This is a genomic window from Cellulomonas aerilata (assembly GCF_007991755.1).
Lineage (GTDB): Bacteria > Actinomycetota > Actinomycetes > Actinomycetales > Cellulomonadaceae > Pengzhenrongella > Pengzhenrongella aerilata.
This window is the reverse complement of record NZ_BJYY01000013.1, coordinates 447,044-470,368: the sequence shown is the minus strand read 5'-3', so window position 1 is coordinate 470,368 and position 23,325 is coordinate 447,044. Positions and strand designations below refer to the sequence as shown.

General features: G+C 73.4%; 18 protein-coding genes. 13 read left to right on the top strand and 5 right to left on the bottom strand.

The window, feature by feature from the left end:
• Window positions 1-232: 232 nt before the first annotated feature.
• The 3 genes from CAE01nite_RS10230 (at window position 233) to CAE01nite_RS18125 (ending at window position 4,794) form a co-directional block, all read left to right on the top strand.
• Window positions 233-1,069: a pseudouridine synthase gene (locus CAE01nite_RS10230; protein ID WP_307724989.1), complete on the top strand. Its 837-nt coding sequence runs from the start codon at window positions 233-235 to the stop codon at window positions 1,067-1,069.
• A gap of 185 nt (window positions 1,070-1,254) precedes the next feature.
• Window positions 1,255-2,064 (top strand): MBL fold metallo-hydrolase, encoded by an 810-nt coding sequence (locus tag CAE01nite_RS10225; RefSeq protein ID WP_146903619.1) that lies wholly within the window; start codon window positions 1,255-1,257, stop codon window positions 2,062-2,064.
• 321 nt (window positions 2,065-2,385) lie between these two features.
• The gene (locus CAE01nite_RS18125) at window positions 2,386-4,794 is read left to right on the top strand and encodes a hypothetical protein (RefSeq protein ID WP_186816513.1); all 2,409 of its coding nucleotides are present in this window, start codon (window positions 2,386-2,388) and stop codon (window positions 4,792-4,794) included.
• Between the two features lie 101 nt (window positions 4,795-4,895).
• Here CAE01nite_RS18125 and CAE01nite_RS10215 read toward each other — a convergent pair whose 3' ends face one another.
• A complete protein-coding gene (locus tag CAE01nite_RS10215; protein ID WP_186816512.1) occupies window positions 4,896-5,237 on the bottom strand; it encodes a hypothetical protein in 342 nt (113 codons plus the stop codon).
• 306 nt (window positions 5,238-5,543) lie between these two features.
• Between CAE01nite_RS10215 and CAE01nite_RS10210 the strand changes: the two genes are divergently transcribed.
• Both CAE01nite_RS10210 and CAE01nite_RS10205 read left to right on the top strand, forming a co-directional pair.
• Window positions 5,544-6,833 (top strand): alpha-hydroxy acid oxidase, encoded by a 1,290-nt coding sequence (locus CAE01nite_RS10210; protein WP_146903610.1) that lies wholly within the window; start codon window positions 5,544-5,546, stop codon window positions 6,831-6,833.
• Between the two features lie 294 nt (window positions 6,834-7,127).
• A complete protein-coding gene (locus tag CAE01nite_RS10205; RefSeq protein ID WP_146903607.1) occupies window positions 7,128-8,057 on the top strand; it encodes a restriction endonuclease in 930 nt (309 codons plus the stop codon).
• A gap of 70 nt (window positions 8,058-8,127) precedes the next feature.
• On the opposite strand, the gene CAE01nite_RS10200 is transcribed toward CAE01nite_RS10205, so the two are convergent.
• Window positions 8,128-9,720, bottom strand: a complete 1,593-nt coding sequence (locus tag CAE01nite_RS10200; protein ID WP_146903604.1) for an SIR2 family protein — start codon at window positions 9,718-9,720, stop codon at window positions 8,128-8,130.
• Window positions 9,721-10,026: 306 nt separating this feature from the next.
• The gene (locus CAE01nite_RS10195; protein ID WP_246131130.1) at window positions 10,027-11,517 is read right to left on the bottom strand and encodes a cryptochrome/photolyase family protein; all 1,491 of its coding nucleotides are present in this window, start codon (window positions 11,515-11,517) and stop codon (window positions 10,027-10,029) included.
• A 193-nt stretch (window positions 11,518-11,710) separates the two neighbouring features.
• Between CAE01nite_RS10195 and CAE01nite_RS10190 the strand changes: the two genes are divergently transcribed.
• The 4 genes from CAE01nite_RS10190 to CAE01nite_RS10175 all read left to right on the top strand — a co-directional run bounded on the left by CAE01nite_RS10190 (window position 11,711) and on the right by CAE01nite_RS10175 (window position 15,091).
• Complete coding sequence (locus CAE01nite_RS10190) at window positions 11,711-12,034, top strand: hypothetical protein (RefSeq protein WP_146903601.1); 324 nt, start codon at window positions 11,711-11,713, stop codon at window positions 12,032-12,034.
• A 68-nt stretch (window positions 12,035-12,102) separates the two neighbouring features.
• Window positions 12,103-13,128 carry a glycosyltransferase family 2 protein gene (locus CAE01nite_RS10185; RefSeq protein ID WP_146903598.1) on the top strand — a complete coding sequence of 342 codons (1,026 nt, stop codon included), beginning with the start codon at window positions 12,103-12,105 and terminating at the stop codon, window positions 13,126-13,128.
• Window positions 13,129-13,154: 26 nt separating this feature from the next.
• Window positions 13,155-14,624 (top strand): APC family permease, encoded by a 1,470-nt coding sequence (locus CAE01nite_RS10180; RefSeq protein ID WP_146903596.1) that lies wholly within the window; start codon window positions 13,155-13,157, stop codon window positions 14,622-14,624.
• Between the two features lie 2 nt (window positions 14,625-14,626).
• A complete protein-coding gene (locus CAE01nite_RS10175; protein WP_146903593.1) occupies window positions 14,627-15,091 on the top strand; it encodes a universal stress protein in 465 nt (154 codons plus the stop codon).
• 84 nt (window positions 15,092-15,175) lie between these two features.
• Here CAE01nite_RS10175 and CAE01nite_RS10170 read toward each other — a convergent pair whose 3' ends face one another.
• Complete coding sequence (locus tag CAE01nite_RS10170; RefSeq protein WP_146903591.1) at window positions 15,176-15,478, bottom strand: helix-turn-helix domain-containing protein; 303 nt, start codon at window positions 15,476-15,478, stop codon at window positions 15,176-15,178.
• A 67-nt stretch (window positions 15,479-15,545) separates the two neighbouring features.
• Between CAE01nite_RS10170 and map the strand changes: the two genes are divergently transcribed.
• On the top strand, window positions 15,546-16,331 hold the full coding sequence (map, locus tag CAE01nite_RS10165; RefSeq protein ID WP_146903588.1) for a type I methionyl aminopeptidase: 786 nt from the start codon (window positions 15,546-15,548) through the stop codon (window positions 16,329-16,331).
• A gap of 79 nt (window positions 16,332-16,410) precedes the next feature.
• On the opposite strand, the gene CAE01nite_RS10160 is transcribed toward map, so the two are convergent.
• The gene (locus CAE01nite_RS10160; RefSeq protein ID WP_146903585.1) at window positions 16,411-17,772 is read right to left on the bottom strand and encodes a malectin domain-containing carbohydrate-binding protein; all 1,362 of its coding nucleotides are present in this window, start codon (window positions 17,770-17,772) and stop codon (window positions 16,411-16,413) included.
• 373 nt (window positions 17,773-18,145) lie between these two features.
• Between CAE01nite_RS10160 and CAE01nite_RS10155 the strand changes: the two genes are divergently transcribed.
• From CAE01nite_RS10155 to CAE01nite_RS10145, 3 genes are all read left to right on the top strand, one after another.
• The gene (locus tag CAE01nite_RS10155) at window positions 18,146-19,306 is read left to right on the top strand and encodes an endo-1,4-beta-xylanase (protein WP_146903582.1); all 1,161 of its coding nucleotides are present in this window, start codon (window positions 18,146-18,148) and stop codon (window positions 19,304-19,306) included.
• 184 nt (window positions 19,307-19,490) lie between these two features.
• Window positions 19,491-20,288 (top strand): polyphosphate kinase 2, encoded by a 798-nt coding sequence (gene ppk2, locus CAE01nite_RS10150; RefSeq protein ID WP_146903579.1) that lies wholly within the window; start codon window positions 19,491-19,493, stop codon window positions 20,286-20,288.
• Window positions 20,289-20,383: 95 nt separating this feature from the next.
• Window positions 20,384-23,314, top strand: coding sequence for a zf-HC2 domain-containing protein (locus tag CAE01nite_RS10145; protein WP_146903576.1), 2,931 nt, complete (start codon window positions 20,384-20,386; stop codon window positions 23,312-23,314).
• The last annotated feature ends 11 nt before the right edge of the window (window positions 23,315-23,325 follow it).

The window sequence follows — 23,325 nt, the reverse complement described above, 5'->3', positions numbered from 1 at the left end:
TGACCGCGTCGTGACAGTGGGGCGCGCGCAGAGGACGTCGCCCCGCTTCGGCGCTTGCTCGGAGCGCCGCTCGACGCCCGTGGACGTCGGGGCCGCCGCTCGAGCCCCTACCGGGAACTCGTACCATCGCCGGGTGCCTTCCCGCTCGCCCCTCCCGGCACGCCACGGCCTCCCCGCCGCCCGCCTCCGCACTCCGGACCGCGACCCGAACCGCCCGGCCCCGTGGCCGACGATGGGTGCGTGGCTGCGGCACCGGCTGCCGGAGCGCGTCGACGTGCCGGGGATGCTGGCGGAGGGGCGCTTCGTCGGCGAGGACGGCCGCGCGGTCCGGGAGGACGACCCCTACGCGCAGCAGCGGTCGGTCTACTTCCACCGGGACCTGCGCGACGAGCCCGAGGTGCCGGGGCGGATCCACCTGGTGCACCGGGACGAGCGCCTCGTCGTCGTCGACAAGCCGCCGTTCCTCTCCACGATCCCGCGCGGCGGGCACGTCATGCAGAGCGTCGTCGTCCGGCTGCGCGCGGAGCTCGACCTGCCCGAGCTGTCGCCGTTGCACCGTCTCGACCGGATCACGTCCGGCCTGCTGATGCTGGCGACCGAGCGCCGGTGGCGGGGCGCCTACCAGACGGCGTTCGAGCGGCGCGCGGTCGACAAGACGTACCGGGCGCTCGCGCCGCTGCGCCCCGACCTGGAGCTGCCCGCCGTCGTGCGCAACCACATCCGCAAGGAGCGCGGCACCTGGTGCGCCGAGGTCGTGCCCGGGGCGCCGGTCAACGCCGAGACGGGCGTGGAGCTCGAGCGCGAGGTGGACGGGCAGCTGGGACGACAGGGCGTCTACCGACTGACGCCTCGCACCGGCCGGACGCACCAGCTGCGCCTGCACCTGCACGGGCTCGGCATCCCGATCGTCGACGACCCGTTGTACCCGGTCGTGCAGGACGTCGCGGTCGACGACTTCAGCCGGCCGCTGCAGCTCCTCGCGGCCGAGGTCGCGTTCACGGACCCGGTCGACGGGCAGCCCCGGCGCTTCCGCAGCGTCCGGTCGCTGCCGCTCGCCCCGGCGGGGTGACCGGGGTCCCCCGCGCGACGTCGGACAGGCGGGTGGACGACCGCAGTACAGGGGCGTCCGTCCTGGCATCGGCTGCCCTCGGGCGGGGTGGTGCTGCTGTGACGCCCTTGACCGCACCGGTGGTCCGGAGGAGCGTCGTCCGTGGTGGTGCCAGGCCCGAGCGTCCTCGGAACGGGAGTACAGCCATGCGCGTCACATACCCTGCCCCCGACGTCGTCGCGCTGGGCGAGGCCGCACCGATCCCGGGTCTCGGTTTCCTCCCGGTCAACGCCTACCTCCTGCGCGCGGAGCAGCCGCTGCTCATCGACAGCGGCCTCCCGACCTCGCGCACGGAGTTCCTCGACGCGCTGTGGTCGCACGTCGACCCGGCCGACCTGCGGTGGATCTACCTCACGCACCCCGACCGTGACCACACGGGAAGCCTCATGGAGGTCCTGAGGGCTGCACCATCCGCACGGCTGATCACGACGTTCCTCGGGATGGGGATCCTGACGATCGAGTACGACATCCCTCCCGAGCGGGCGTTCCTGCTCAACCCCGGGCAGTCCCTCGACCTGGGCGATCGGAGCCTCACCGCGTTCCGGCCGCCCGTCTACGACAGCCCGGCGACGACAGGCTTCTACGACACCCGTACCGGCACCTGCTTCACCTCCGACTGCTTCGGTGCCCCGATGGTCAGCGCCGAGTACGCGCTCGCGGACGACATCGCCGAAGTCCCCCCGAACGAGCTGGTCGCCGGGCAGCGGCTCTGGGCCACGGTCGACAGCCCATGGGTGACCGGTGTGGACCGCGACGCCTTCCGCGCCTCGCTCCTGCCGCTGCGTAGGCTGGAACCATCCGTCGTGCTCTCCAGCCATCTGCCCGCGGCGCACGATGCCGCGTCGCAGCTCCTGGACACCCTCGAGTCCGCCCCGGACGCCGAGCCGTTCGTCGGCCCTGATCAAGCCGCGCTCGAGGCCCTGCTCGCCGGCTTCGAGCCGCCGTCACCTGCCTGACGTCTGACTGGTGCGCCGAGGTCGGGCCCGGGGCGCCCGTCCCGCCGAGCCCCACGTCGGCTCGAGCGCGAGCCGGGGGCTCCCGACGGCGGGTCGGATCGACGCTCCTCCGGCTGGGCGACGACGGCGTCGTCCCTCGTCCCATCGGTCGTGACATGGTCCGGAGGAGGTCAGTCGTCCGCACGAGGGAGCCGGGCTCTCGTGCGAGCACCAGATCCGCGCGTCCGCCGATCGCCACATCTTCCGCGCGAAACCTCGGGTCAAGGGTCCCGCCCTCTGCCAGGCTCGGCGGCGTCCGTCCCCCACGTCGCAGGAGAGCCGATGACCTCCGTGGACCTGTCCGTGCTCGCCCCCGGCACGCCGCTCCCCGTCCCGACGGCGCCCCCGGTCACGCCCCGTCCCGCCGCGCGGGGCGGGCGGTGGCTACCGCGCCTGGCCAGCCCCGTTGTCGGACCGACCGTTCTCGCCACCGCCGTCGCGGGGGAACGCGTGGTCGTCGGCGGCGACTTCACCTACGGCACCGCGGGCATGGCCAACGACACCTTCGCCCGCATCGCCCTGTGGGACGGCACCGGGTGGCAGGCCCTCGGGTCCGGCCTCGACGGTCCGGTGCGCGCGGTTGCCCTCGCCGGCGACGCGGTCTACGCCGGCGGCGACTTCACGACGGCCGGCGGCGTGCCCGCGGCCCGGCTCGCCCGCTGGGACGGGACGGCGTGGTCCGCCGTCGGCGGCGGGATCACCCATCCCGAGGCCGAGTACGAGTGCTCGGTCCTGGCGCTCGCGAGCGACGGGACGCGGCTCTACGTCGGTGGGACGTTCGCCCGCGCCGGCGACCGGGACGTGCGCAGCCTCGCCGCGCTGGACCTCGCCACGGGGGAGTGGTCGGACCTCGGCGGTGGCGTCCTGCGGGCCGGGACGGCCGACATGACGGACCCCGGCACCGTCCGGGCACTGGCGCTGTCGGGGACGGCGCTGCACGTCGGCGGCAGCTTCGACAGCGTCGCCGGCCAGGTGACGAACTCCTTCGCCACCCTCGACACGAGCACGCTCGACACCGGCGCACCCGCGTGGCGGACGTACGGCCCCGGCGTCAGCGACGAGGAGTTCAAGGGCACCGTGCACGCGCTCGCGGTCGACCCCGCGACGGGGGACGTGGCCGTGGGCGGGTCCTTCACCTCCGCCGGGGGAGTTCCCGCGTGGAACGTCGCGGTCCTGCGGGACACGGCGACGGAGGCACGGTTCGAGGGTCTGGGGGACGTCACCCACTACGGCGGCAAGTACGCGACGGTGCACGCGCTCGCCTTCGCCGGCGGCCGGCTCCACCTCGGCGGGTCGTTCACCTCCGTCGGGCCGCTCGAGGCCCAGCACTGGGTCGTCCACGACGGGACGTCCTGGAGCGTGCCGCAGGAGCTCGACAACGTCGTGCGCACGCTGACGCCGCACGGCGCGGATGAGTCCGGCGTGCTCGTCGGCGGCGACTTCGACAACGCCGGACCGCTGCGGGTGCAGCACCTGGGCATCTGGAGCCTGGCGGGCTGGACAATGCTCGGCCAGGGTCCCCACTCCGGCTACTTCAGCGGCGGCGAGGTGCAGTCGCTGCTCGTCGACGGCGACGGCGTGATCGCGGGCGGCCTGTTCGACCAGGCGGGTGCCGTGCGGCTCGGCTCCGTCGGGCGCTGGAGCGGCACGGCCTGGGACGACCTCGCCGGCGGTGTGGCGGCCGACGTCGGTCACGGCCAGGTCTTCGCGCTGGCGCGCCTCGGCGACGACGTCTACGCCGCGGGCTCGTTCAGCTCCGCCGGCGGCGTCCCCGCGGCGAACGTCGCCCGGTGGGACGGCGCGCGGTGGTCGCCGCTGGGGGACGGCACCGACGGTGACGTGCACGCGCTCGCCGTCCTGGGTGGCCGCCTCTACGCGGGCGGCGAGTTCGCCCTCGCGGGCGGCCTGCTCGTGGGCGGCCTCGCCGTCTGGGACCCGCAGACCCAGGCGTGGGGCGCGGTCGGCGGTGGTCCGCTGTACGACCACGCCGTCAACGCGCTGGCGGTGATCGGGGACCGGTACCTCGTCGTGGGCGGCTGGTTCAACGGGTTCAACCACCTCGGCGCGAAGATCGTCGAGGGTCTGCACGGCCTGACGATGTTCGACACCGCCGCCCCGCAGGACCCCGCGGACGTGCTGTCCGGCTACTTCGTCCTGCCGGGCGTCAGCCGCTACGGCGCCGCCGGCTGGGTCCGCGCCCTGGAGGTCGTCGGCGGCGACCTGCACGTCGGGGGGTGGTTCGACCAGGCCGGCATCCTGCGCGCGGCGACCCCGCAGAGCCCCGGCTTCCCCGCCGCCAACCTCGCGGTGTGGCACTTCTCGACCACGGGGGAGTGGGAGCCGCTGGGCGACTGCGACGCGCAGGTGTACGCGCTCGCAGCCGACGGCGACGACCTGCTCGCCGCCGGGGAGTTCACCACCGTCGGCGGCACGCCCGCCCGACGGGTCGCCCGGCTGGAGCGGGCGACCGGCACCTGGTGGCCGGTGGGCGAGGCGCCCGCCGACGGGCTCGGCGGACCCGACGACGACGGGTACGTCGTCGGCAGGGCGCTGGCCGTCCCGACGGACGGGCTCTGGGTCGGCGGGGCCTTCACCTCGGCCGGTCAGGTCCCGAGCAACAACCTGGCCCGCTGGGGCGGCGAGGTCGACGCCGAGGCCGATCCCGCCGTCGAGCCGGTGACCTGCGACTAGGGCGCTCACCGGGGACGCCGGGCCGGTGCGCGAGCGTGCACCGGTCCGGCGGCGCGGCTCGCGTGTGCCTGCCCGTGCCCCAGACGGGGTGGAGGGTCACGTCAGCGGAGCACCGCCAGGGCGACGGCGGTGAGGACGGCGGTGACCGCGGCCGTCGCGATGGCGCCCCAGGCGAGGCCCAGCACGAGGCCGGCCGCCGCGCGGCGGACGCGGGCGCTCGGCAGCAGCCCCGCCGCCGGCACGCCGGGGAGCAGCAGGCTGACGTACAGCAACGCGGGGGACGCGGCGAAGGCCGGGTGGCCGGACAGGGCGAAGAAGAGGACGGACTGGGCGACCAGCACCGCCACGATGCCGAGCACGACGCCGACGACGAGCCGCCCCGGTCGCGCCGGCCGCCCCGGTCGCACCGCCCGCGGGGGGTGCGGGCCGCCGAGCTCGCTCACGGTCACCACCACGCTCCCTCGACGCAGGCACGAGCCTCGCTCCCGCCACTGAGCAGCGCGTCCTGCGGGCGAGGTCCGTCCAGGGTCCGGGTCTACTCCCGTGGGCCTGGCCGGACAAGGGCACGGGACGCGACGGACCCGTGCGTCGCCGCCGACGGCGTGCCGGGCCGTGCACCGCGGTCGTCCGGGCCACATCATGGGACCCGGTCCGGCGGCGCGGCAGTCCGCGGTCACCCCCGCGACCGAGCCGGCGGCACGGAGCGGTGACGTCCAGGGCGGTGACGTCCACGAGGTGAGGGAGCTCGCATGGGGTCGGTCCCCGACAGCCCGGTCGTCGGCGAGGGGCGCGGCACGAGCGGAGCGGTGACCGGCCGCCAGCTGCCGAAGGTGTCGGAGCTGGGGGATCTCGTGCGGTTCCGCCGACCGGTGCTGGACCCGGTGGAACGCCGGCTCAGCCGGTCGCTCAGCATCGACGACCTGCGACGCGTCGCCCGGACCACGACGCCGCGGTCGGTCTTCGACTACGTCGACGGGGCCGCGGAGGCCGAGGTGACCGCCCGCCGCAACCGGCAGGCGTTCGAGGACGTCGTCTTCGTGCCCGACAGCCTGCGCTCGGTCGCCGACCCGGACACCTCGACGGTCCTGCTCGGGCAGCACGTCGCGCTGCCGCTGGTGTTCGCCCCCACCGGGTACACGCGGATGATGCACCACCACGGCGAGGTCGCCGTCGCCCGGGTCGCCCAGCGGCACGGGATCCCGTACACCCTGTCGACCGTCGGGACGTCGACCGTCGAGGACGTCCAGCGGGCCGCGCCGGGCGGCCAGAACTGGTTCCAGCTCTACCTGACCAACGACACGGACCTGAACCGCGAGCTGGTCGACCGGGCGGCGGCGGCCGGCTTCTCCACGCTCGTCCTGACCGTCGACACCTCTGTGGCCGGCTCGCGCCTGAAGGACGTGCGCAACGGGCTCACCATCCCGGCCACCCTGACGCCCCGGACGTTCCTCAACATGGCCCGCTACCCGGCGTGGTGGACGAACAAGCTGACGACGCCCCCGGTCGGGTTCGCGTCGATGCGCGACTTCCCCGGGACCTCCGCCGACGTCGCGCGGGTGCTGTTCGAGCCCGGCCTGAGCTTCGAGCACCTGTCCTGGCTGCGGGAGCACTGGAACGGCCACATCCTGGTCAAGGGCATCCTCAACCCGGCCGACGCGCGGCAGGTCATGGCGCTGGGCGCCGACGGCGTGGTGGTCTCCAACCACGGCGGACGGCAGCTCGACCGGACCCCGGCGACGCTCGACGTGCTGCCGTCCGTCCGCGCGGCCGTCGGGCCGGAGGCGACCGTCCTGCTCGACAGCGGGGTCATGCACGGCCAGGACGTCGTCGCCGCCGTCGCGCTGGGCGCGGACGCCGTCATGGTCGGGCGTGCCTACCTGTACGGGATCATGGCGGGCGGCGAGCGCGGCGTGGAGCGGGCCGTGGAGATCCTCGAGTCGGAGTACACCCGCGGCATGCAGCTGCTCGGGGTGCGCTCCACCGCCGGGATCGAGCGCCGCCACGTGCGCGGCGAGGTCCCCGGGAGCGCGCCGATGTAATCGGCGGTCGTATCACACTGAGTACTCCGACATGTGAGTAGCGCATTGCTGATGGTCCCTTCGTCCTCTGCATTCTTGACCTCGTGCGTCACTGCGGTGACCAAGACGTCTGAGTTGACGTGTCACCGGAGGCACGATCGGCTCCAGCGATCGACGAATTGGTCCGCTCCAGTCGAGGCCCGCATGTATAGGCTGAGGCGTCGATCACTGCCATCGTGCGGCGGTCGAGCGCGCCGGTTCGGATGACCGACCCCCTCGCTCGACTCCAACAGCAGTGCGCTACCGGAGGAGAACATGAGCACGGAAATCGCCACCTCTGTGGTCCCCATATGGCCAGCCTTCGTCGCTCCGGTTCTCCGCGTGCTCTCGGACGGACACACGGTGTCGCGCCGTGAGCTGAAGGAACGTGCGCTGGACGCAGCCGGCCTGAGTGAGGACGCGAAGGCGGAGGCACTGGACTCCGGCGGCCCGCGCGCGGAAGGGCGCGTAGGTTGGGCGATCACGCACCTGAACAAGGCGGGCTTCATCGAACGAGCCTCACGGGCGCACTATCGGATCACCGATGCGGGCCGGTCGTGGCTTGCAGTGCATCCCGAGGGTCTGAGCGACTTCGCGGAGGCGAATCGGCTCTTTGCTCCGTTCTGGCCGAAGAAGGCCCGCTTGCCGCGGGCGGGTTCGTCTGTAGTGCTCGATGAGGTGGAGGCTGAGGTCGACCCGATCGAACAGATCGACCACGGCGTTGCCAGGGTCCAGGCAGAGGTCGCAGCTGAACTTCTGGCGCGACTGAGAGAGCAACCGCCGGCGTTTTTCGAGCAGGCCGTGATCGACGTCCTCCTTGCCATGGGCTACGGGGGTAGCGAGCAGCGTGGACGCCCGATCGGCGGAAGTGGCGACGGCGGTGTCGACGGTGTAATCGACCAGGACGCGCTGGGACTGGATCAGATCTATGTCCAGGCCAAGCGGTACGCGGAGGGCAATAACGTCGGCCGCGAGGCGATCCAGGCATTCATCGGCGCGTTGCACGGATTTGGTGCAAGCCGCGGCGTCTTCATCACATCCAGTTCGTTCACTCCAGGTGCCCGCGAGTACGCCCGGTCTATCCCCACGCGCATTGTCCTCATCGACGGCACCAGGCTAACTGACCTTATGATCAAGTACCGTGTGGGAGTGCAGGTCAGTAAGACCTACGACGTCGTCGAGATCGATGAGGACTTCTTCGAGTAGCGGCCGGGGGCAGCGATGCTCGGTGTTGTCCGAACCGCAGCGTTGTACTGTCCATGCGAGTACGTGGTGGTCAGCCGGACACGTCTTGCGGGGGTTTGCCGAATCGGGGCGCTGTAAGGCCGTGCTGCTCCAGGGTCCGTCGCAACGCTTCCCAGCCGCCTGCGGCCCTTGCGTCGATGACCTTGGCCAGTTCCCTTGCGGCTTCTGCGATCGCCCTGCCGTCGTCGTCCAGCAGATAGTCGTATCTTGGGTCTGCAAGGTGGCGTGGCTCCGCTGCGTGCATCGCTATCGAATCCAGGAAGATGGCAAGGCGACGGGCGAGCACGCCGTCGTCGGCTGACGGTACGGATGCCGCCACGTAGTCGAATCGATTACGCCACAGCTCTGCCTTCACCGGTTGCGGGTCCAGAGTGAGCACCGTGCCAAGCGGTGACGACTCGCCGTTCTCCCCACGATTCGCTGCGCGGAAGGCCAAGACCTCATGTGCCAGGCGAAGGAAGTTGTCGTCGGTCATCGATGCCCCGACGACAAGCAGGTGCTTGGTGAGCAGCAGTGCCTGGACAACTGCGCCCAGTGGTCCTGACCGCGCGTGGTAGCCGACGAAGTCGGAGCGAGTCAGAACGATCGAGTGCGGGTGCGCCACGTCGCCGTGCATCTTCAGAAGCCATGGTGCTTCGGGGGCGGGGTTCTCGAACGGGAGGACGGGTACGACCCGCTGCCCGGCGTCCGCCATGGCCCGCTCGTAGAGGTGGTCGTAATTCGTCGTGACCGCCTCACGGCATCCGAGTGCGGCGAGCAGTGCGTGATTCAACCCGTATCGGCGCTTTTCCGAGATGAGATCCGCGACTTGCGCTTGGAGATTGCCCAACCTCTCTTGCAACAGTTCGGCCTGATCGAGGGGCGATGCTAGAGACAGAACGTCAGTTGCATGGGTGCCGGCCAGTTCCTCGATGAGCCCACCCCACGAAGGCAGGCCGGCGGACATGCTGACGCCAGCACCGAGGAAGAGAGCGATAGAGCCGTCCCGCACCTTCGTGGCGAGCGTACGAGCCTGCTCCAATCCGTCCACTCCTATGTGCACCGGATGTTCGCTGATCACGCGCCGGTGCTGCTGAAAGGCTGCGTAATCGGACGCCGTTGCGGCGACGATGACGACGTCGATCTCGGCAGCCTCGACCGCCTCCTCGCAGACCCGGATAAGGCCATCGACGACGAAGCCTCGCACCTGGTCGAAACCTCCTCCGCCTACTCCGAGCGTCGGCAGGGCGACGAGCGGTCGTGGTCTGCCGCTCGCCGGACCAATGCCGGAGTCGGCTATGTCCGCGAGTGTCTCGCGCACCCGGTCCAGTGCCTGACGGGCTTGCTCCTTCAGAGCCGTACCACTGCTGCGATCAGCTACGTCGACGAACCAGACCGTGCTGACAGGGAGCAAGTGGGTGTGGTCGCTGGATGCGCGCCCATAATGGCGCGACTCCCATCGCGAGGGCTGCAGCGAACGCGTCGCACTTCGCCACGAGGCATCCGAACTCGCTCGTCCGGCGTCCAGTACGGGTCGCCACCTCTGGGTGACCGTAAATCTCCGGTCGGTCGGCAGGACAACGACGTCGTGGTCGAGGTTCTCGAGTCGTCCGCGGACGACGAAGACATGGCCGGGGTCTGTCATGGTGCGACGGTAGACGTTCGTCGTAGGTCGCGCGGAACTGCATCGCCCATCCTGGGAGCGCGTCGCGTCTCAACAACCGGGTCAGGCGCATCGGCGCGCCAACACTTCTTGGCGACGCATGCGGCGAGCAACATATTGTCCGCGACTTTCCGCTCCTTACACCGGGTAGGCGCAATCTCGGACCGCCACCGCCACCGCCACCGCCACCGCCACCGTCGTCGGTGGGAGGCGAAACGGCCGGGCGCGCTCGTCGACCCGACGGTCACGCCGGACGGCGGCAGACCGGTGAGCATGTGGTCCCCACCCTCACGGCGGCGCCGCGCCGCGCATCCTCTCCTGCTCGACCAGCGCCTCGCGGTCCCGCAGCCGCGCCAGGCCGTTCAGGGGCTGGGTCATCCGCCGGTTGGGGGCGAGGCGCTCGCGGTTGCGGTCCAGGAACCACCAGTAGCCGGCGCTGTAGGGGCAGGCGTCGTCCCCGACGCGGACGTCCGGCCGGTACCGGCAGCCGCCGCAGTAGTCGGACATGCGGTTGATGTAGGCGCCGCCGGACGCGTACGGCTTGGTCGCCATGAACCCGCCGTCGGCGTGCTGGCTCATCCCGACGACGTTGGGCTGCATGACCCACTCGTAGCCGTCGACGAAGCACTCGTGGAACCAGTCGGTGAGCTCGGCCGGGTCGTAGCCGCGCTGCAGCGCCCAGTTGCCCAGGATCATCAGCCGCGGGATGTGGTGCACCCAGGCCATGTCACGGACCTGGCCGAGCACGTCGCGCAGGCAGCGCGCCTCGACGGCGTCGGCGTCGAGCTCGCGGAACCACGCCGGCAGCGGGGTGTGCGCCTCGAGCGCGTTGGACTGCTTGTAGGTCCGGTCGGTGTGCCAGTAGACGTGCCAGACGTAGTCGCGCCAGCCCATGAGCTGCCGGACGTACCCCTCGACGCTGGCGATGGGCGCTCGGCCGGACCGGTAGGCGTCCTCGGCGCGCTCCACGGCCTCGCGGGGGTCCAGGAGGCCGAGGTTCATCGCGGCGGAGAGCATCGAGTGCGAGAGCCACGGGTCGGCGGCGAGCATGGCGTCCTCGTACCGGCCGAACGTGGGCAGCCGGTGGTCGATGAACCGGTCCAGCGCTGCCACCGCCTCGGCGCGGGTGACGGCGAAGCGCCGCGGCCCGTCGACGCCGACGAACCGCGCGTCGCCGTCGGCCTCCCAGCGGTCGAGGTCGCGGCGCACCTGCGCGTCGATCTCGTCCTCCTGCGCCAGCCACGGCTCGGGGACGTCGAGCGTCGGCGTGCGCGGCGGCGGCTCGCGGTTCTCGTGGTCGAAGTTCCACCGGCCGCCCGAGGGCCGGTCGCCGTCCATGAGCACGTCGTGCACGCGCCGGGCGGTCCGGTAGAAGTTCTCCATCAGCAGCCCGCCCTGCTGGTGACCGGCCCAGCGCTCGAAATCCGCCCGCGCCGTGACGAAGCCGCGGTGCGGGAGCACCTCGAGCCCCGGCTGCCGCTCCACGAAGTCCAGGGCGCCGCGCGAGGTGGGCGAGCAGACGTCGAGCGGCCCGTCGACCTGCGCGAGCGCCTCGGCGTAGGTGTCCGCGCGGACGAGCACGGCCTGGTCGCCCAGCTCGGCGGCGCGGTGACGCAGCGCCGAGAGCACCAGGTGCGCCTTCTGGCGGTGGAAGCGCCGGCGCCGGAACACCGCGCGGGACTCGACGAGCAGCACGGGCTGGTCGGGGTGGTCGAGGAAGTGCGGCCCGAGCTGGTCGGCGAACAGCCACCGACGTCGCAGGGCCGGCGCAGTGGTCACCGGCCCATCCTGGATCGTCCGGGGCGACGGCGCTCGGGCGGGCCGCGGCCCTGTCCGGGCACGAGCGCCCCGCGGGCGGCGGCGGCCGCGAACGGCACGGGGCGAGACCAGGTCCGGCCCGCGATCCGACTCTTCATGCGCGGTTCACCCGCCCGTCTCCTGGCCTGCACCGGGCGTCGTTACGTTCGCGTCCATGACGACCTTCGAGGTGCCCTTGGCCGGCGCGGCAGCACGCGTGCCGGCGGCGACCCCGCCGTCCACCCGCGGGCGATCCACTGCGGCGCCGACCGGGTCGGCGAGGCGCGGTGCGGCGTGGCGTGACCGCGCGCGGCGCGCCGTGACGGAGTCGGCGGCCCGCCTGGGCGACCGCCTCGACGCTCGCACCCTGGCCGAGCACACCCCCACCTGCGACGACAGCTCCGCCTGGTGCACGCACCACTGGGGCGGTCTGCAGGAGTGGCCCTGCCCGGAGTACACCGCGGCTCGCGCGTCGCTGGACCGGCGGCGGCCGCGCTGAGCACGGCCTCGGCCCGCACCGCAGTGCCCTGTACGCGCCACGACCGGACAACCCCAGGAGCGTCGACCGTGCCCGTACCGGACGTCACCGTGGTCATCCCCGCCTACCTCGCGGAGCGCACGCTCCAGGAGGCGGTGGACTCCGTGCTCCGGCAGAGCGGCTGCCGGCCGAGCGTCGTCGTGGTGGTCGACGGCCCGGGGGACCGCACCGAGGAGATCGCCCGTACCTACGACCCGGACCTCGTGCGGGTGGTCGTCAACGAGACGAACCTCGGCGCCCAGCGCAGCCGGAACCGAGGGCTTGAGCTGGTGACCACCGAGCACGTGATGTTCCTCGACAGCGACGACTACCTGCAGGGCCCGCTGCTCGAGGGACTGCTCGCCCGTGCCCGCAGCACCGGCGCCGGCGTCGTGTTCGGGCCCTGGCGGCAGCTCGACGAGGGCACCGGGCGGTACGGACCCGTCGAGCGGCGGGCCTACCGGTCCCCGGCGGACCTGTACCTGCGCTGGTTGGGCCGCAACGAGTTCGTCCCCCCGTGCTCCGTCCTGTGGCGCAAGGACGCCCTCGAGGCGATCGGTGCGTGGGACCCGGCGATCCGCCGCGACCAGGACGGGGAGCTCGTCCTGCGCGCCGTCATGCTCGGGACGTCTTTCGCGGAGTCCGAGCAGGGATGCGGCGTGTGGGTGCTCCACGCCGTCCCGGGCAGCCTCAGCACGCGCCGGGACACGCACCACCACATGCTCGACGCGCCCGCCGCGCTCGAGGGTCTGCCGGCGACGACGATCGACGGGGAGACGAAGCAGCGCGGGCTCGCCGAGCGCTACTACCTCATCGCCCGGCACTGCCTCTGGTTGGGCGACGACGCCGTGGGCCGGCGGGCGCTGCGGGAGGCGCGCCGGCTGGGCCTGCGCGGGCACCGGGGCAGGCCGCCGACGGTGGCGCTCGCCACGGTCGTCGGGCTCCCCATGACGGCTCGGGTCCGGCGGTGCGGCAGCTGGGTCCGGACGACCGTGCGCAGGCACGCGGCGTCCGGACCGCCCGGTGTGCCGGCCTCCACGCCTGCACGACCGCAGGAAGCCGAAACCCGCGTGTAACGCAGGTCACAGTAGCCTCTGGACGCATGGCCATCCCTGCCACCGCGGACCTGTCCCGGCACAGTGAGCTCAAGCGCTCGATCACCGCCCGCCAGCTGTACTTCTACGTGGTCGGCGACGTCCTCGGCTCAGGCATCTACGTGCTCGTCGGCCTGGTCGCCGCGGCCGTCGGGGGAGCCTTCTGGATGGCCTTCCTGGCCGGCGTCGCCATCGCCGCCGTCACCGGGCTCGCGTACGCCGAGCTGGTGACCAAGTACCCGCGGGCGGCCGGTGCCTCGCTCTACGTCAACAAGGCGTTCCGGAACCCGCTCCTGACGTTCTTCATCACCATCTGCATGCTGTCGGCCAACATGGCGGCGGTCGGGTCGCTCGCCTCGGGGTTCGTGCGCTACTTCAGCGGTCTGGTGGGGCTCTCGGAGGAGTCGATCTGGCGCGGGACCATCGTGGCCGTCGTCTTCGTCGCCCTCATCACCGTCATCAACCTGATCGGGATCACCGAGTCCGTCGTGGTGAACGTGGTCATGACGTTCATCGAGCTCAGCGGCCTGGTGGTGGTCGTCGTCATCGGCGTGATCGCCCTGGTCACCGGGGTCAACGACCCGGGCGTGCTGCTGCAGTTCAGCGCGGAGGGGTCGCCGGTGCTCGCGGTGCTCGCCGGGGTGTCGCTCGCCTTCTTCGCGATGACCGGGTTCGAGAACGCCGCGAACGTGGCCGAGGAGACCATCGACCCGTCGCACGCCTTCCCGCGGGCGCTGCTCGGCGGGATGCTCACCGCCGGCGTGGTCTACGTCCTGGTCTCCGTCTCCGCGGCGCTGGCCGTGCCGATCGGGACGCTGGCCGGCGAGACGCTGCTCGAGGTGATCCGCGCGGATCTCTTCTTCATCCCCGCGACCGTGATGCTGGTCGTCTTCGGGCTGGTCGCCATGGTCGCCATCAGCAACACCGCCCTGGTCACCGTGGTCGCGCAGTCCCGGATCCTGTACGGGATGGCGCGCGAGGACGTCGTCCCCGGGGTCTTCGCCAGGATCCACCCCACGCGCCGGAGCCCGTACGTCGCGCTGCTCTTCGGTGCCGCCGTCGTCGTCTCGCTGCTTGTGATCGGGGCCGCGATCCGCACTACCCAGGCCGACCTGCCGGTGGACGACCAGCTGGACGTCGTGGACCGGCTGGCCACCATCACCGTGGTGTTCCTGCTGTTCATCTACGCGCTGGTGATCGTCGCCTGCCTGAAGCTGCGGGGCAGTGACGAGACAGCGGACACGTACCGGGCGAACACCCCGCTGCTGCTCCTCGGGATCGTCGGCAACCTGGCCGTGCTCGTGTACACCTTGATCGACGACCCGGCGGCGCTGTTCTGGGTGGGGGGTCTGCTGGCCGTCGGCCTCGTGCTGTACCTCCTGGAGAAGTTCTTCGGGCACAAGCAGCCGGGTGCACCAGGGGAGCACCCGGCTCCCGCCACAGCCGTCGAAGCGCCCGCCGCGGACAAGGAGCTCTGACCATGCACGTCATCGTCGCCACCGACGGGTCCCGGGCGTCGCTGGTCGCGGCCCGGCAGTTCAAGTGGATCGCCGACTCCCGCGAGATCACCGACGTGACGGTCGTCGCGGTGGTGAGCCCGTTCGCGGCGGTGCCGTTCGCCAACGAGCTCGGCTCGCAGCGGCCCACCGAGCTCACCGAGCTGAGCTTCGCCCGCGAGGCCCAGGTCGCCGTCGACCTCGTGGCCGCGGAGTTCGACGGGTGGGGACCCACCGTCCACCAGCAGATCCGCAGCGGCTCCCCGGCCCAGGAGATCATCCGGGCCGCCGAGGACGTCGAGGCCGACCTGATCTCCCTGGCCGCGGGCAGCCGTGGGCTGACCCAGACGATCCTCCTCGGCAGCACCGCGTCCCGCGTGCAGCACTCCGCGCCCTGCCCGGTGCTGGTCTGCCGCCCGACCCGGAACAGCGAGCGCGTCACGAGCTGAGGAGCCCGCCGGGTCCGAAACCGGGCCCGGGCTCGCGCGTGCGTCGCGCCGGGCTGCGACAGGAACCGACCCGATCGACCCGACCTACCCGGCCAGGCGCGCCGCCGCGTCGGCGCCGGGCCCCGTGACACCGGCCTCGCCGTCCGACCGGGTGACCTCGGACCACACGGCGTCCAGGGACAGGCCCAGGACCTCGGCGATCGCCGCGATCGTCGAGAAGGCCGGCGTGGCCACGCGGCCGGACTCGATCTTGCGCAGGGTCTCGGGGGAGATGCGGGCGTCCAGCGCGGTCGCGAGCATCGACCGCTCACCGCGTGCCCGGCGCAGCAGCGCGCCGAGGCGCCGGCCGCGTTCGACGTCGGCGGGGGTGAGTGGCAACCGGACCATGACCGGGATTGTAGTACCGGGATAGCATGGCCGGGATAGTTATCGCTCCCCACCTCGAAGGCGTCGCATGATCGAGATCCTCAGCCCCACCGAGCTGCCCCGGGCGCGCGCGGCCGGCGCCCTGGTCGCCGACATCCTCCAGACGCTCCGGTCCCGGGCCGCGGTCGGGACGAACCTCCTGGACGTCGACCGCTGGGCACGGGCGATGATCACCGGGGCCGGCGCGCAGTCCTGCTACGTCGACTACGAGCCGTCCTTCGGCCGTGGCCCCTTCGGCCACCACATCTGCACGTCGGTCAACGACGCCGTGCTGCACGGGCTGCCGCACGACTACGCGCTCGCCGACGGCGACCTGCTGACGCTCGACCTCGCCGTGTCCCTGCGGGGGGTGGTCGCGGACTCCGCCGTCAGCTTCGTCGTGGGCGAGGCGCGACCGCCGGAGAGCGTCGCGATGATCGACGCGACCGAGCGCGCCCTGAGCGCCGGCATCGCCGCGGCCCGACCGGGCGCACGCATCGGGGACCTCTCCCACGCCATCGGGTCGGTCCTCGCCGGCGCGGGCTACCCGATCAACACCCAGTTCGGCGGGCACGGCGTCGGGTCGACGATGCACCAGGACCCGCACGTCGCGAACGCCGGTCGGCCGGGCCGGGGGTTCACGCTGCGGCCCGGGCTGCTGCTGGCGCTCGAGCCGTGGGTCATGGCGGACACCGACGAGCTCGTCACCGACGCCGACGGCTGGACGCTGCGGAGCGCGACGGGCTGCCGGACGGCGCACAGCGAGCACACGATCGCCATCACCGACGACGGCGCCGAGATCCTCACCCTGCCGACGGGCGCGGCCGTGGGGTGACGCGGACCGGCGACCGCCCCAACCGGGGTGCGCGCGACGCCCACGCCGAGCGGGTCGTCCGGTGTGGCGGCGACGCGGCTCAGGCGCCGTTCGTCCGGATGCGGGCGGGGAGTCCCGTGTCGTCGTAGACGTTGCCGGTCGTCACGGCGACGGCCGCGGTGGTCGCGGGCATGATCACCGGGCAGTCCGCGACGGTGGTGCTGCGGCCGAACCGGTTGTCCTGGACGACCAGCCCCTGGACCGGACCCCGACCCTTCTCGCTGATGTTGACGGTGCAGCCGCCGTGGTCGAGCCAGTTGCCGACGATCCGCGCGTCGCTCACCGCCCCGGTGTTCGGGGTGACCATGACGGCGGCGTTCCTGCCCCCGGTGATGGTGCTGTTCGACACCCGCAGGCCGGTGCCCCGGTGCACCTGGATCCCGTCGTTGTGGCTCTTCCCGTCGGACTGGTTCGGGACGTCGTCGTAGCTGCGCAGGTCGTGGATCCACGAGTCCAGCACGTGCAGGTCGTCCCCGTGCACGCCGACGCCGTCGACCGTGCCGGTGATCTCCACGCGCCGCAGGGTGGCGTTCTGGGCGCCGATGCCGTCCTGCCAGAAGGACGGGTGCTCGGGGCGGAGCTCGCTGTCCTCGATCACGAGGCCGGTGTTCGCAGCGTTGTAGCTGGTCACCAGGGGTGTCGCGGTCGTCAGCGTGGCCGCGCTGCCGCGGATGACGGACCGGGTGATCCGCACGTCGGGTGCGCTGATCTTCACGTAGCCGTGGATGTCCATGGCGTCGAGGTGGGTGCCGGGGGTCGTGATGGTCAGGTCGCCGTAGTGGTGCGTGAGGACCGTCCCGGCGGGCACACCCGTCGTGTCCGGTCCGGGCTTGACCGGCGTGGGGGTCGGGGTGGGGGTGGGGGTCGGCGTCGGAGTGGGCGTGGGGGTCGGGGTGGGGGTCGGGGTTGGCGTCGGCGTGGGGGTCGGCGACGCCGTCTCCTTCTGGGTGACCTGGATCGCGGACACCTTGGGCTGCCCGACCCGGCGGACGAAGCCCAGGCTGAGCGTCCCGTCGGTGACGACCACGTCGACGGTCACGTCCAGCGCCCGGTTCTTGCCGCCCGCGCGGGCGAAGATGTCCAGCCTCGGCACGACGACGGCGCCCTCGGCCGTGACGTCGTAGACGCGCCGTCCGGGAGCCCCGGCCGTCAGCTCGGCCTGGCGCAGCACCACCGTGTACGTCCCCGGCTCGCCGACGGCGATGCCCCATGCCGAGAGGTCCAGGCGCTCGCGCTGGTAGAGGGCGTCGTCCGTCGTCCCGGCGATGCCGGCGCGGGACGTCGACACCGTGCCGCCCACGGTCCCGGACGCGGACCTCCAGGTGCTGCCGGCCGCGTCCGTCACGGCCGAGCCGACGACCATGCGCACCGGTGCCATCGCGGCGGCGACGGCCGGTCCCATCCATCCCGCCGTCAGCGCGAGCCCGGCGATGGCAGCGGTCGCGGCAGTCGTGGCCGCTCGGGTCGATCGAGGCCGACCGACACGGACGAGGGGGGCGACGACCACGGCAGTCTCCTGGTGCGAGAGGGACACGGGGGGTGGGTGCCGGCCGCCGCAGGGCCGCCGTCGCCCGCACGCCTCACCGAGCCGCGGACCCGTCGACCGTAGGGGACGCCGAACGGGTGAACAAGTCCCCGGCGGCTTGCCATCGGCGTCGGTCATCCGACCGTCCTCGGCCCAGCGGTTGACGGAGCCGTGCCCTCGTGTTGCACTGAGGGCGCATCGAAAACGTTATCGACAACGTTCCGGATGTCCCCATGCAAAGGAGCATGTCTTGCGCACCTCTCGTTCCCTCATCGCCGGCGCCCTCTCGCTGGCGACCCTGGCCGTCGCACCGACCGCCGCCTGGGCCGCACCGGTCCAGACGGCCACGCCCCCGCCGGCCCACGAGTCCCACCAGTTCAGCCGCAGCAGCCTGGCCAGCATGGCCGGGGAGCTCGGGCTGACCTTCGGTGTCGCGGTCAACACCGACGAGCTGGAGAACGACCGGAAGTACCGGCACCTGGCCACCACGCAGTTCTCCAGCGTGACGGCCGAGAACGTCATGAAGTGGGGCCCGATGGAGCCCGTCCGCGGCGAGATCGACTACGGCCCCGCCGAGGCGCTCATCGCGTCCGCCGTCGAGAACGACCAGCTCGTGCGTGGCCACACGCTGGTGTGGCACAGCCAGACGCCCGCCTGGCTCTCGCCGGACGGCACCGAGACGACCCTGACGCCCCAGCAGGTGCGGGACGCGATGCAGAAGCGCGTCACGGAGACGGCCACGCACTTCAAGGGCCAGATCTGGCAGTGGGACGTCGTGAACGAGGCCTTCAACGAGGACGGCACGTACCGCCGGACCGTCTTCTACAACGCCTACGAGGCGCTGGGCCTGCCGGGCCACCAGTACATCGCCGACGCGTTCCGCTGGGCCCACGCGGCCGACCCGGACGCGCTGCTCTTCTACAACGACTACAACCTCGAGTTCACCAGCCCGAAGGTCCTCGCGGCGGAGGCCATGGTCAAGGAGCTCCTGGCCCAGGACGTCCCGATCCACGGCGTCGGTCTCCAGGGACACCTGGCCACCCAGTACGGCTTCCCCAACCTGCAGGAGAACCTGCAGCGGTTCGCGGACCTGGGTCTCGAGGTCGCGCTGACCGAGGTCGACATCCGCACCTTCGTCCAGCCCGACGGCAACGGCGGGTTCACCCACGAGGTGCTCACCCCGGAGCTGCAGGCCACGACCGAGGCGTTCTGGCGCGGCACCCTCGAGGCCTGCCTCGCGGTCGAGGCGTGCAACTCGTACACCGTGTGGGGCGTCGGCGACGCGAACTCCTGGGTGCCCGGGGTGTTCCCCGGTGAGGGCTCTGCCCTGCTGTGGGACGAGCGTCTGAACAAGAAGGCGCAGTTCCACGAGCTGCGCGACGTGCTGCGCGACGCCATCCGCCAGCAGTAGCACCACCCGCACGACCCGGGCCCTGAGGGACCCGGCACGAGGGGCACGTCCATCCGGACGTGCCCCTCGCGCGTCGCCGGGCGCTCCTGCGACGACCCCCCGGGGTTCCGCGTGCCGCCGTTCGGCACACCGGTGGGCGCCGGCGGTGCCAGGATCCGAGAGCCACGACGTGCGGAGGTGCGCGATGTCCGACCGGATCCCCAAGAAGGTCTACGAGAAGGAGCTGTCCCGGCTGCAGGCCGAGCTGGTCACCCTGCAGGAATGGGTCCGCAGCCGCGGGGAGCGGCTCGTCGTGGTGTTCGAGGGGCGCGACGCCGCCGGCAAGGGCAGCACGATCACGCGGGTCAGGCAGTACCTCAACCCCCGCATGGCCCGGGTGGCGGCGCTGCCCGCGCCGGGGGACCGCGAGCGCACCCAGTGGTACTTCCAGCGGTACGTCGCGCACCTGCCGGCCGCGGGGGAGATCGTGCTGTTCGACCGGTCGTGGTACAACCGGGCCGGCGTCGAGATCGTCCTGGGGTACTGCACGCGGGACGAGTACCACCGCTTCCTGCACCAGTGCCCGATCTTCGAGCGCATGCTCGTCGAGGAGGGCATCATCCTGCGCAAGTACTGGTTCTCGGTCTCCGACGAGGAGCAGGAGGCCCGGTTCCGCTCCCGCCTGGACGACCCGATGCGGCGGTGGAAGCTCTCCACGACGGACCTGGAGTCGGTCACGCGCTGGGAGGACTACTCGCGGGCGAAGGACCAGATGATGGTCCACACCGACATCCCCGAGGCGCCGTGGTGGGTCGTCGACAGCGACGACAAGCGGCGGTCGCGGCTCAACATGATCGCCCACCTGCTCGACAGCATCCCGTACGAGCAGGTCGAGCCGCCGACGATCGAGCTGCCGCCGCGGCCGCCGTCGACCGGGTACGTCCGCCCGCCCAAGGACACCCAGCGGTACGTGCCGGACCACGCGGCGACGCTGAGCACGTGAGCGCCCGGCATGTGCGCGCGCGCGGAACCGTGACACGCTACTTCGGACGGCGGAGAGCCGGATGGTGGGCAAGGGGGCCCGGAGGGGCGGCGTAGGTGACGGACGAGCCCGAGGCGCGGGACGGCGACGCGTCCGACGTCGACCTCCTGGTGGCCGCCCGGCGCGGTGACAGGGGTGCCCTCCGGACGCTCCACACGCGGCACGAAGCAGCCGCACGCGCCGTCTCCCGGCAGTACACGCGCTCCGCCGCCGAGGCCGAGTCGATCCTCCAGTCGGCGCTCGCGCAGGTGGACGGGGCCATCGCCGTCGGTCGGGGCCCTGAGGCCGCCTACCGGCTCTACCTCTTCGCCGCCGTGCGGCGCCTGGCGCTCGGTCGACCCGGCCCAGGCGGCCCGCCGACCGTCCCGGTGCCGGCGGCCGCGGCCGCGCCACCGCCGGGCGTCGCACCGCTGGACGCCCCGCTCGTCGACGCCGAGGACAGCCCGGCCGCAGCCGCCTTCGCCTCCTTGCCGGAGCGCTGGCAGGCGGTCCTCTGGTACCAGGCGGTGGAGGGGCTCCCGGACGCGCAGACCGGACGCCTGCTCGGTCTGTCGCCCGGTGAGGTGGCCTCGCTCACCTACGTCGCCCGGAGCGGGTTCCGCGACGCCTACCTGCGCGCCCACGCGGACGGCGCCCCGACCCCGCAGTGCCGCGCCGTCCAGGCGATGGTTCCCGCGCTGACGCGGGGCGACCTGGGGCGCCGCGACGCCGCTCGCGTCCGTGCCCACCTGGACGGCTGCGCCCGCTGCCGCGCCCTCGAGGCGGCGCAGCGCGACGACGGCCAGGACCTGCGGGGCGTCGTCGCCCCGCTCGTGCTGGGTCTGGTCGGGGTGGGCGCGCTGGCCGAGCGCCTCCCGGTCGGCGGTCTCGACGACGCCGTGGACCTCGGCGCGGTCCCGGGCGGGTCCGGCGACGGGTCGGGTGCCGCGGCGGCCGGTGCGGAGGGCGAGTCGCTCGGCGGACCGGCCTCCGGTCTGCTCGGTCCGCCGGGGTACGGCGCCGCGGCCGGGCCCGGGGCGCCGGCGGGTGAGGTGGCCGCCGGCGCAGGCACCGGGGCCGGGGTCAAGGCGGGAGGCGGTCTGGCCGGCCTCGGCGCGGCCGGCGCGGGCGCGGCCGGTGTCGGGGCCGGGGTGGGCGCGGGTCTCTCCGCGGCGGGCGCGGGCGGTGCTGCCGCGGGTGCCGGAGCGGCGGGTGCCGGAGCAGCTGGTGCCGGAGCCGCTGGTGGCGCAGCGGCGGGTGCCGGGTCGGTCGGTGCCGCGGGGGCCGGTGCGGGAGCGGCCGGTGCCGCGGGGGCGGGTGCCGGGGCCGCCGGTGCCGCGGGTGCGGGAGCGGCTGGTGCTGCAGCGGGCGCCGGCATCGCCGCGATCCCGGTGGGTGTGCTGGCCGCGGCCGCGGGCGGCCTCGTGGTGGTCTCCCTCGCCCTCGGAGGCGTGTTCGACCCGGGGACGGATGAGGGCACCACGCCGGTCGCCGGGTCGGGGGAGCAGGCAGAGGTCGACGGCGGCGCCGACCCGGACGCCGACCCGGGTGCGGTCCCGGGGTCCGACGGACGCGGTGAGCAGGGAGCGGCCGACGACCCCTCCAGCGGTGACGGCGACGCGGGCGGGGAGCCGGGCACCGGTGCGGAGGGGGCGCCGGGACCGGCGGCACCGGGAACGGGGCCCGGCGCGGCCGGCGAGCCCGTGACCCCGCCGGCGACCGCGCCTCCCGCCGCCGGCGTGCCCGGCCCGGCGCCGGCTCCGGCGCCCAGCAGCGGGGCCCGGCAGGCGCCCGCACCCCGCCCGACGGCGCCGCCGGCCGCGCGGCCCACCCCGCGACCGCCGGCTCCCGCGCCGACCGTTCCGGACCCGCCACCGGCGCCCGACCCGCCACCGGCTCCCGCGCCGCCGCCCGTCGTCCCGGTCGACGAGGAACCCGAGCCGCCGCCGGTGCAGCCCGCTCCGGAGCCCACCCCGGCGGTGCTGGGGGTGTCGTCGTCCGCCGACGAGGTCGTGCTGACGCCCGACGGTGTGCAGACGGTCCTCGTCGAGCTCGCGAACACCGGCGAGAGCAGCGCGGCCGACGTGCGGGCCACCGTCGTCCTGCCCGCAGGTCTGGAGCTGGAGGGCCCCCCGAGCGGGGACGGGTGGGTGCCCTGCGGGGACGAGCCGGTGCAGCTCTGCCTGCCGGAGCTGGCCCCCGGCGCCGCGACCGTCCTGTCGGTCCCGGTCCGCGTGGCGGACGAGGAGGCGGCCGAACCCGGTGTGGTCGCCGTCACCGTCACCGCCGACGCGGTCGAGCCGGTGGTCCTCGCCGTCCCGGTCGCCGTGGCCCCCGCCCCACCCGAGCTCACGGTCGTCGCCCCCGAGACCGCGGAGCTCGTCGCCGACGTGCCCGGGCCGGTGACCGTCAGCGTGCGCAACTCCGCGCCGGCACCCGCGCAGGACGTGGTGGTGACCGTCTCGCTCCCCCCGGGCGTGCGCTGGGTGGGCTCGGGGGAGGAGTCGCCGCCGTGGGCCTGCGAGTCGGACGGCGACTCCGTGGTGTGCTCGGTGCCCGAGCTGCCCGGTGCGACCACGGAGGGTCCGGCCGTCGTGGGCCTGTCGCTGACCGTGGTCGCCGACCCGGAGGCGGCCGGCGTCCCGGCGGAGATCGCCGTCACGCTGGTGGTGGACGGAGGCGCCCCCGCGACCGCGACGGTGCCCGTCACCGTCGCCCCGCCCGCTCCCGGTCCGGGTGTGCCGCCACCCCCGGACCCGCCCGTGCCGCCGGACGTGCCGGGTCCCCCGCCGGTGGACCCGCCGGTGCCGCCGGACGTGCCGGGTCCGCCGCCGGAGGAGCCGCCGGTGCCGCCGGACGTGCCGGGTCCGCCGCCGGTGGACCCGCCGGTGCCGCCGGACGTGCCCGGTCCGCCGCCGGAGGACCCGCCGGTGCCGCCGGACGTGCCGGGTCCGCCGCCGGACGAGCCGCCCTCGCCGCCGGAGGAGCCGCCCCCGCCGCCTGGGTGAGCCGGCGGCTC

Coding starts and splice junctions, on each gene's coding strand:
- ppk2 (WP_146903579.1), top strand. CDS start 19,491: ATGTCCGACCGGATCCCCAAGAAGGTCTACGAGAAGGAGCTGTCCCGG.
- CAE01nite_RS10205 (WP_146903607.1), top strand. CDS start 7,128: ATGAGCACGGAAATCGCCACCTCTGTGGTCCCCATATGGCCAGCCTTC.
- CAE01nite_RS18125 (WP_186816513.1), top strand. CDS start 2,386: ATGACCTCCGTGGACCTGTCCGTGCTCGCCCCCGGCACGCCGCTCCCC.
- CAE01nite_RS10190 (WP_146903601.1), top strand. CDS start 11,711: ATGACGACCTTCGAGGTGCCCTTGGCCGGCGCGGCAGCACGCGTGCCG.
- CAE01nite_RS10175 (WP_146903593.1), top strand. CDS start 14,627: ATGCACGTCATCGTCGCCACCGACGGGTCCCGGGCGTCGCTGGTCGCG.
- CAE01nite_RS10230 (WP_307724989.1), top strand. CDS start 233: ATGGGTGCGTGGCTGCGGCACCGGCTGCCGGAGCGCGTCGACGTGCCG.
- CAE01nite_RS10160 (WP_146903585.1), bottom strand. CDS start 17,772: ATGGGACCGGCCGTCGCCGCCGCGATGGCACCGGTGCGCATGGTCGTC.
- CAE01nite_RS10200 (WP_146903604.1), bottom strand. CDS start 9,720: ATGACAGACCCCGGCCATGTCTTCGTCGTCCGCGGACGACTCGAGAAC.
- CAE01nite_RS10180 (WP_146903596.1), top strand. CDS start 13,155: ATGGCCATCCCTGCCACCGCGGACCTGTCCCGGCACAGTGAGCTCAAG.
- map (WP_146903588.1), top strand. CDS start 15,546: ATGATCGAGATCCTCAGCCCCACCGAGCTGCCCCGGGCGCGCGCGGCC.
- CAE01nite_RS10225 (WP_146903619.1), top strand. CDS start 1,255: ATGCGCGTCACATACCCTGCCCCCGACGTCGTCGCGCTGGGCGAGGCC.
- CAE01nite_RS10170 (WP_146903591.1), bottom strand. CDS start 15,478: ATGGTCCGGTTGCCACTCACCCCCGCCGACGTCGAACGCGGCCGGCGC.
- CAE01nite_RS10210 (WP_146903610.1), top strand. CDS start 5,544: ATGGGGTCGGTCCCCGACAGCCCGGTCGTCGGCGAGGGGCGCGGCACG.